This is a genomic window from Clostridia bacterium (genome assembly GCA_035561135.1).
Taxonomy (GTDB): Bacteria; Acidobacteriota; Terriglobia; order Terriglobales; family Acidobacteriaceae; genus DATMYA01.
Genome location: DATMYA010000045.1, coordinates 66,593 through 74,646 on the forward strand (window position 1 = coordinate 66,593; position 8,054 = coordinate 74,646).

The 8,054-nt window shown below is 58.0% G+C and carries 9 protein-coding genes; 4 read left to right on the forward strand and 5 right to left on the reverse strand.

Features of this window, described 5'->3' with window-relative positions:
- Window positions 1-98 precede the first annotated feature (98 nt).
- From VN622_08750 to VN622_08760, 3 genes are all read left to right on the forward strand, one after another.
- Window positions 99-1,442: an adenylosuccinate synthase gene (locus tag VN622_08750; GenBank protein HWR35940.1), complete on the forward strand. Its 1,344-nt coding sequence runs from the start codon at window positions 99-101 to the stop codon at window positions 1,440-1,442.
- 10 nt (window positions 1,443-1,452) lie between these two features.
- On the forward strand, window positions 1,453-1,740 hold the full coding sequence (locus tag VN622_08755) for a putative quinol monooxygenase (protein ID HWR35941.1): 288 nt from the start codon (window positions 1,453-1,455) through the stop codon (window positions 1,738-1,740).
- 202 nt (window positions 1,741-1,942) lie between these two features.
- Complete coding sequence (locus VN622_08760; GenBank protein ID HWR35942.1) at window positions 1,943-2,413, forward strand: VOC family protein; 471 nt, start codon at window positions 1,943-1,945, stop codon at window positions 2,411-2,413.
- A gap of 64 nt (window positions 2,414-2,477) precedes the next feature.
- On the opposite strand, the gene VN622_08765 is transcribed toward VN622_08760, so the two are convergent.
- The 4 genes from VN622_08765 to sucC form a co-directional block, all read right to left on the reverse strand.
- The gene (locus VN622_08765) at window positions 2,478-2,672 is read right to left on the reverse strand and encodes a 2-hydroxymuconate tautomerase (GenBank protein ID HWR35943.1); all 195 of its coding nucleotides are present in this window, start codon (window positions 2,670-2,672) and stop codon (window positions 2,478-2,480) included.
- Between the two features lie 90 nt (window positions 2,673-2,762).
- Window positions 2,763-3,188, reverse strand: coding sequence for a nucleoside-diphosphate kinase (ndk, locus tag VN622_08770; GenBank protein ID HWR35944.1), 426 nt, complete (start codon window positions 3,186-3,188; stop codon window positions 2,763-2,765).
- Between the two features lie 88 nt (window positions 3,189-3,276).
- The gene (gene sucD / locus VN622_08775; protein HWR35945.1) at window positions 3,277-4,161 is read right to left on the reverse strand and encodes a succinate--CoA ligase subunit alpha; all 885 of its coding nucleotides are present in this window, start codon (window positions 4,159-4,161) and stop codon (window positions 3,277-3,279) included.
- A gap of 9 nt (window positions 4,162-4,170) precedes the next feature.
- Window positions 4,171-5,346, reverse strand: a complete 1,176-nt coding sequence (gene sucC, locus VN622_08780) for an ADP-forming succinate--CoA ligase subunit beta (GenBank protein HWR35946.1) — start codon at window positions 5,344-5,346, stop codon at window positions 4,171-4,173.
- A gap of 258 nt (window positions 5,347-5,604) precedes the next feature.
- Between sucC and trpD the strand changes: the two genes are divergently transcribed.
- Complete coding sequence (gene trpD / locus VN622_08785) at window positions 5,605-6,657, forward strand: anthranilate phosphoribosyltransferase (protein HWR35947.1); 1,053 nt, start codon at window positions 5,605-5,607, stop codon at window positions 6,655-6,657.
- A 40-nt stretch (window positions 6,658-6,697) separates the two neighbouring features.
- Here the strand turns inward: trpD and VN622_08790 are convergent, their stop codons facing one another.
- Complete coding sequence (locus VN622_08790) at window positions 6,698-7,561, reverse strand: prephenate dehydratase (protein HWR35948.1); 864 nt, start codon at window positions 7,559-7,561, stop codon at window positions 6,698-6,700.
- Between the last annotated feature and the right edge of the window lie 493 nt (window positions 7,562-8,054).

An 8,054-nucleotide genomic window follows, 5' to 3' on the forward strand; every position in this document is an offset into this window, starting at 1 on the left:
TTTTATCTCTACCTGCTCGAAGCAACTAAGCGGGTCTTCTGTGTGCGAATCCGGCAGCGAGAACGCTGTTGTGTGTGGAGTCTCGTGTGAAAAAAGGTATGACAGCGGTGGTGATCGGCGCCCAATGGGGCGACGAGGGTAAGGGCAAGATCGTTGATGTGTTGTCCGACAATTTCCAGGTCGTGGCACGTTATGCCGGCGGCCACAACGCCGGACACACCGTCACCATTGGCGGCAAGAAGTTCGTGCTGCAACTGATTCCATGCGGCATTCTGCGCGAGGGCTGCCGCGCCGTGATCGGCAACGGCGTTGTGCTGGACCCGATGGCGTTCATGAAAGAAGTCAACTCATTGCGCGCGACCGGAGTTCAGGTTTCCGGCCCGGGCACAGGCGGCGCAAAAGCGAACTTGTTCGTCAGCATGCGCGCACACGTCATCCTGCCCTACCATCGCATGATCGAACTGGCCGCAGAAAGCGCTCCCGGACGCGTCAGGATCGGCACCACTTCCCGCGGCATTGGCCCCACTTATGAAGACAAGATGGGCCGGCGCGGATTGCGTGTAGCCGACCTGCTCGACAAGCAATTGCTCAAGAAGCACATTGCGAATGCGTGCATGGAAAAGAACACAATCGCTCACGCGCTGTTTAACAGCGAACCGATCGACGCCGACAAGATGTACGAGGACTACGCGCGCATCTCCGACGAGCTCGCGCCATTTGTTGCGGACACCTGCACACTGCTCAATCGCGCAATTCGCGACGGGCAATCCGTGATGTTCGAGGGCGCGCAGGGCACCATGCTGGACATCGACCACGGCACGTACCCGTTCGTGACGTCTTCCAGCGCAACCTCCGGCGGAGCGGTGACCGGCACGGGCGTGGGACCGACCTCGATCCAGAACGTTATCGGCGTAACCAAGGCATACTGTACGCGAGTCGGCGAGGGACCTTTCCCGACGGAAATCAACGACGCGATGGGCGACAAGATTCGCGCCAAGGGCAACGAGTACGGCGCAGTGACCGGACGCCCGCGGCGTTGCGGATGGATGGACCTGCCGCTTCTGCGCTACTCCAACATGATCAATGGAACCAACTGGCTGGTCGTGACCAAGCTCGACGTCCTTGACGAACTCGAAGAAATCCCGGTCTGCGTGGCCTACCGGGTGAATGGCAAGAAAACCGACGAGATTCCCGCGCGTGCAGAGGGTTACGACAAAATCGAGCCAATCTACGAAAACTTTCCGGGCTGGAATGAAGTGACGGCGGGCATCACCGAGCATGACAAGCTGCCGAAGAAGGCCCAGGACTATCTCAAGTTCCTTCAGAAAGAATCGGGTGCGCAGATCGGGATGGTTTCGACTGGTCCAGACCGCGAGCAGACGATGTTCGTGCCGGAGTTTGAGGCGGCAATCATCAGCGCGGCAGCGGGTAAAACCAAGTAGGAGGCCGACGATGCTGGTACTGGTTGTGAACTGGATGGCGAACCCGGGAAAAGAAGAGGAAGTCGTGCGTGTGTTCGGCAAGCTTGCGGCTGCATCGCGACAGGAACCCGGGTGCCGCATGTACGTGGTTCACCAGCACCGCGATGACGCCCGCCATTTCCTGGTTTACGAACAGTATGACAACGACGCCGCCCTGCAGTCGCACAGGGATTCAAAGCACTTCCAGCAGTACGCCGTAACAGAGCTGCCCACGCTGGGCACACGAATCAACGGCGAAGTATTCCAAACATTGCCGTGATGTGTTTTAGCTCTGCGTTGCAGCAAAAAACAATTTGTTCAGCCGCCTCTCCGGGGGCGGCTTTTAGTATTTCACCTTAAGTACTCAATCGTGAGGCTCGCTCTCGGTACCCTGTCCGAAGCAGGCGTACCCAAGCGTTTTTGTTGTAGTATTTTCAGCGGTCGCGCACGGTACTGCGCAATTCCACGCTTGAGGTTGTCGTATGGCTATCCCGGTTCCGCAAGGATTTCACACGATCACACCGCAACTCACGATCAAGGGTGCGGCAAACGCAATCGAGTTTTACAAGAAAGCATTTAATGCCGAGCTGGTGATGAAGATGGAAGGACCCGGTGGAGCCATCGCTCATGCCGAAATGAAGATCGGCGACTCCATGGTCTTCATCAACGACGAGTTTCCTCAGTCGCCCGTTCAGTCTCCGCAGACGCTGGGCGGCACCACCGGCGGACTGCATATTTATGCACCCGATGTGGACGGATGGTACCAGCGCGCAGTCGGCGCAGGAGCAAAGTCCACGATGGCGCCTGCAGACATGTTCTGGGGCGATCGCATGGCGCAGGTCATCGATCCGTTCGGGTACGTCTGGGGCATCTCGTCTCACATCGAAGATCTGACCGAAGAAGAGATTTCAGTTCGGTCGCAGGCGTTCTGGAAGTCGTTTGCTGCGCAGTAGTCAGTCAGAGGAGATGCACGAAAAAGCCGCCCCGATGTGGGCGGCTTTGTTGCAGATTTAACTTCTATTTTGGCGGCTTGTCGCAGATCAGTACGCCTCCCGAAGCGTAGCTGTCTCTTGGAACTTCGACGAAGGCGACGACGATGGCGTCCAGGCGGGCGCCACATTCTTCTACCAGCACTTGCGTGATGCGCTTCGCGGCATTCCGCTTCTGCTCGGTTGTGCGCCCTTCCAGCATCGTGATTTGAACGTTAGGCATCAGAGCCTCCAGAATTGCGGGCCGCGCTGCGAATGCTTTGCGGCTCCGCTTGGGGGTGGCTGCGAAGCTCAATGGCTCCGCACAGCAGCATCACTTCGCCAGTTCATATCCTGCGAAGAAGTAGCTCAGTTCGAAGCGCGCGGTATCATCGGCATCGGAGCCATGGACCGTGTTGCGCTCGATGCTCTCGGCCCACTTCTTGCGAATCGTGCCCTCTTCCGCTTTCGCCGGATTGGTTGCGCCCATGAGATTGCGCCAGTCGGCGATGGCATTGTCCTTCTCCAGGGCCAAAACCACGACCGGTCCCTCTGACATGAAGTTCGTCAGGGAATCGTAGAACGGCTTGCCAACGTGCACGGCATAGAAACCCTCTGCCTGGTGCTTGTTGATGTGAAGCATCTTCATGCCGATAATTCGGAAACCGTTGTCCTGGATAGTGCGGATGACGTCGCCGGTCGCGTTCTTCGCGACGGCGTCGGGCTTTACGATGGCGAGTGTGCGTTGCAAAGTCTTCAAATCTATCTCCGTTCAGCTCTGATCAAAATTGTTGTACTTGGGTTACACAAGAATGCGGGCCAGCGCTATGGCCGGCCCGCCTGGGTGTTTATCGTGCAGCTTTGGCAGCCAAGGCATGCACGAGAGTTTCGCCGATCTCAGCGGGAGACTTTGCCACGGCGATTCCCGCAGCTTCCAATGCTTTAATCTTCTCGCTGGCGGTTCCCTTGCCGCCGGAGATGATGGCGCCTGCGTGTCCCATGCGGCGTCCCGGAGGCGCAGTCTGTCCGGCAATGAACGACACGACCGGCTTCCTGACATGAGCCTTCACGTACTCAGCAGCCGTCTCTTCGGCGTTGCCGCCGATCTCGCCGATCATAATGATGGCTTCCGTATCAGGATCTTCGTTGAACAACTGGAGTGCGTCCACGAAGTTGGTGCCGATGATTGGATCGCCGCCGATGCCGATGGCGGTCGATTGGCCGATGCCGCGTTGTGTAAGCTGATGTACGGCTTCGTACGTTAGCGTGCCAGAGCGCGAAACGATGCCGACGTGGCCTTCCTTGTGGATGTTGGCGGGCATGATACCGATCTTGCACTTGCCGGGTGAAATGATGCCGGGACAGTTGGGACCGATCAGGCGCGATTTCTTGCCCTGCATGTATTCCCATGCGGCTAACATATCGCGCGTCGGAACGCCTTCCGTGATGCAGACGACCAGCGGAATCTCGGCATCCACGGCTTCCATGATGGCGTCTGCCGCGAACGGCGGTGGAACGAAGATGACCGTAGCATTGGCGCCGGTTTTGTCCTTGGCTTCCTGCACGGTGTTGAAAATGGGCCAGCCCTCATGCGTGGTGCCGCCCTTGCCAGGCGTAACGCCGCCAACAACTTTAGTTCCGTAGTCGGCGCTGGCCTTCGCGTGGAATGTGCCTTCGCGGCCAGTGAGGCCTTGAACGATCAGTCGAGTATTTTTATCTACGAGTACGCTCATGGATTCCTCTTATTTGCCCGCAGCGGCGGCAACAACCTTTTCGGCCGCATCTTTCATGGTTTCGGCGACGATGAAGTTCAAGCCGCTCTTCTTCAAAATTTCCCGGCCTGCCTCAACGTTCGTGCCCTCCAGGCGCAAAACGATGGGCAACTGGATGTTTGTCTTTTTCGCTGCCTCAACGACGCCATTGGCCAGCGTGTCCACGCGCAGGATGCCGCCAAAAATATTGATCAGCACGGCCTTCACGTTCTTATCGCTCAGCAGGATTTCGAACGCGTGCGTCACCTGCTCGGCGTTCGCACCGCCTCCTACATCCAGGAAGTTTGCTGGCATGCCGCCGGCAAACTTGATGATGTCCATGGTCGCCATGGCAAGGCCGGCGCCGTTCACCATGCATCCTACGGTACCGTCCAGCTTGATGTAGTTGAGTCCGTGCTTGCTGGCTTCCACTTCGAGCGGATCTTCTTCGGTGATATCGCGAAGTTCGCGAATATCCTTGTGGCGGAAGAGCGCGTTGTCGTCGATGTTCACTTTGGCATCGAGGGCGAATACGCGGTCATCGGTCGTGGTGATAAAGGGATTAATCTCAAACAGCGAGGAATCCGTGTCCTCGTACGCCTTGTACAGAGCCTGCATGAATTGCGCAGCGGCGGCGGCTAGCTTCCCTTCTAATCCCAGCTTGAAGGCGATCTTGCGTGCCTGGAAAGCCTGGAAGCCGACAGCAGGATCGATGTACTCTTTGATGATCGCGCCGGGATCCTTCGCCGCGACTTCTTCAATCTCCATGCCCCCGGCTTTGGAAGCCATGAAGACAGGGCGCGACACGGTACGATCGAGCACGATACCGAGGTAAAGCTCGCTCGCGATCGGCAGCGTCTCTTCGACGAGCAGGCGCTGAACTTTCTTGCCCTCGGGACCAGTCTGGTGCGTGACCAGTTGCATTCCGAGAATCTTCTCGGCGTACTGTCCGGCCTCTTCGACCGTTTTCGCAATCTTTACGCCGCCGCCCTTGCCACGGCCACCAGCGTGAATTTGCGCTTTGACAACTACGCCTCTGGCGCCGTTGTGCATCAGGTCTTTTGCGGCGCGTTCAGCAGCTTCGCGCGACTCCACCATTTCGCCGCGCGGCACTGCCACTCCATATTTCGACAGGATGGCTTTCGCCTGGTACTCGTGAATTTTCATAAATTGTTTTGAGTGCTGCGGGCAGGAACACCTGCCGGGCTAGGCCTTTCTCGATCACAAAGTTGTAGAGCTTACGGGAATTCCCTGGAGCTACTGAGTTCCTGCGTGCTGGGGCTAACTTTGTAGCTCAGCGGCTCAGTAACCTGCCGTGCGATGGAAACGGGCCATTATATTGTTGAAAGTACCGCGGAGTAAACCAGTCGTTCATGCGGTAGCAACTCTGCGGTGTACGATAGGGATCAAGAGACGTAGTTTCCAATGATTATTGAGGCGCTTCACAAGATTGCGAACCATCGACAATCGCTGTCACGCGACGAATCGCGCCAGGTCATGTCAGAAGTTTTGCGCGGTGAGGCCACCGACGCGCAGATCGCCGCGCTGCTCGTAGCGCTCCACATGAAGGGCGAAACGGTAGAAGAAATCGTGGGCTTCGCCGAGGCGATACGCGGGGCTGCAACACCCCTGCCTCTGCCTCAGGCTTCGGCGCTCGACGTCAGCGGAACGGAACGCGATGCGCTGGTCGATACGTGCGGCACGGGCGGCGATGCGTCCGGCACATTCAACATCTCGACCGCAACGGCGCTGACGGTCGCCGGTTGTGGCGTTCGAGTCGCTAAGCACGGCAACCGCAGCGTGACATCAAAATGCGGTTCGGCAGACGTCGTCGAAGCTCTCGGCGTAAACATCTCGTTGCCGCCGGCGCGTGTAGCGGCCTGCCTGGAGCAGGTCGGAATAGCATTTCTGTTCGCGCCCGCGATGCACTCGGCAATGAAGTATGTGCAACCCGCTCGCCGCGAACTGCGGCTGCGCACGGTCTTCAACCTGCTCGGGCCGCTCACGAATCCGGCGCAAGCTTCGGCCCAGGTCGTGGGAGTTTACTCCGAGGAACTTGTGGAGAAGCTTGCTGAAGCTCTTTGCATGCTCGGCCTGCGGCGCGCCTTGGTCGTCCACGGACGCGACGGACTCGACGAAATCACCATTTCGGCACCAACGAAGATCGCCGAGGTTCGAAACGGCCGCGTGCGAACGTATGAAGTAACGCCGGAAGATTTCGGCCTGAGGCGAGCGTCGTTCGACGACATTGTTGGCGGAGACGCCATTACGAACGCGCACATCATCCGAGAAATCCTGAGTGGTACACACTCCGCACGTCGCGACGTGGTCATCCTCAACGCTGCTGCCGCGTTGGTGGCCGCTGGTCGCTTCGATTCAATCCATGAGGCCGTGCCCGAAGCTGCCAGATCGCTCGACTCTGGTGCTGCACGGGAGAAGCTTGAACAGTTGGTGGCGTTTACGAACCAGAAGTCCTAGCGAACGTAACGAACGTACGATGTTTCGCATCGTTAACCGCTTACGTGCTGACCGGTGTACCCGCTGATGCGTACGCGCCCAGAACCTTCATCTCCTCCACTGCACCTTCAAGCTCTCTCATCGCCTCGGCCATGCGATCGTCGGTGCCGGAGGCGGCCAGATCGATAAAGAACAGGTACTCCCAGGGGCGACCTTTAATCGGGCGACAGATAATATTGAGTAGATTGATCTGGTGTTTTGCGAACGGAGCGAGGGCGGCATAGAGGCCGCCCGGATAGTGCTTAAGCTTCACCGCAAGCGAGCGCTTATCTCCTCCTCTGCCGAGCATCCCAGGCGCGAGCAGCCCGAAGCGCGTGAGGTTCTCCGGATAATCTTCCACATTTCGCAGCAGGATTGAGCCGCCGTAAACCCGCGCGGCGTGTTCGCCGGCGATGGCAGCCAGCGCCGGGTCGTTGCGTTCGACCACATCGCGCACGCTTCCTGCCGTATCTTCAGCTACCTTCCTTTGAATGTGGGGATGCGTCCGGAAAAAGCTCTCGCACTGGTCGAGTGCCACGGGGTGCGACTGCACGGCACGGAGGTGATCCAATGTTGCGCCCTCACATCCGATGATGCAGTGGTGGATGGGAAGGATCGCCTCGGCGTGGATGGTCAGTTCACTCTGGTAGAGCAGTTCGTAACAGCGCGGGATGTTCCCGGCAAGAGTGTTCTCGAGCGGGACAAGCGCGAACTCAGCGCGATCCTGCGGCACAGCCGCGAACAAGTCATCGAAGGTGTGGCAAGGAACTGTCGCAACTTCGCACGGAAACAGCAGCGAAATTGCCTGCTCACTGAATGCACCGTGCTCGCCTTGAAATGCAACCCGAGAGCCTTTCCGGTCAGCGACAGTTTGCTGAAAATTCATTGAGCACTCCTAATGCAACGTTCACAACAAAAAAGATGATGCTGGGTTCGGCGAAGGCCTGCGGAATCCCGAATCAAAGACCCACATCTGCCAACTTCAGGCAGATGTGGGTCTTATTCCATTTCTAGTCCGGAGCGATCGGTAGCGCGGCACTCGGCCCACCCGCCTGTCAGCGGTCCACCGCAATTTGATTTGAACCACTCCGTCCCCTCCCGTTGCGTAATGCCGAAAGCTACCAGATGGGGGCACCGTGTCGGTACGAGAACTGAGACATAGGGAGGTGTAGGCCACCAGCCCACGGGGCAGCGAAGATCACAGTGCGGTGCAAGAGGGGGCGCTGAACCGCCAGCACAGGTTACCTAAGTACCTTGACGATAGGTTACCAGTGTCACAGAATTACGTTCAATCAATTGTTCGCGGATTCGTAGTTCATTTGCAGTCCCGCGCTTTTCAGTCCGTAAGCATCCTTGGGCCGCAACGGAGGTCCTGATAA

Excerpts from the sequence above, each read along its gene's own strand:
- VN622_08750 (HWR35940.1), top strand. The coding sequence starts at position 99 with ATGACAGCGGTGGTGATCGGCGCCCAATGGGGCGACGAGGGTAAGGGC.
- VN622_08755 (HWR35941.1), top strand. The coding sequence starts at position 1,453 with ATGCTGGTACTGGTTGTGAACTGGATGGCGAACCCGGGAAAAGAAGAG.
- VN622_08760 (HWR35942.1), top strand. The coding sequence starts at position 1,943 with ATGGCTATCCCGGTTCCGCAAGGATTTCACACGATCACACCGCAACTC.
- VN622_08765 (HWR35943.1), bottom strand. The coding sequence starts at position 2,672 with ATGCCTAACGTTCAAATCACGATGCTGGAAGGGCGCACAACCGAGCAG.
- sucD (HWR35945.1), bottom strand. The coding sequence starts at position 4,161 with ATGAGCGTACTCGTAGATAAAAATACTCGACTGATCGTTCAAGGCCTC.
- sucC (HWR35946.1), bottom strand. The coding sequence starts at position 5,346 with ATGAAAATTCACGAGTACCAGGCGAAAGCCATCCTGTCGAAATATGGA.
- trpD (HWR35947.1), top strand. The coding sequence starts at position 5,605 with ATGATTATTGAGGCGCTTCACAAGATTGCGAACCATCGACAATCGCTG.
- VN622_08790 (HWR35948.1), bottom strand. The coding sequence starts at position 7,561 with ATGAATTTTCAGCAAACTGTCGCTGACCGGAAAGGCTCTCGGGTTGCA.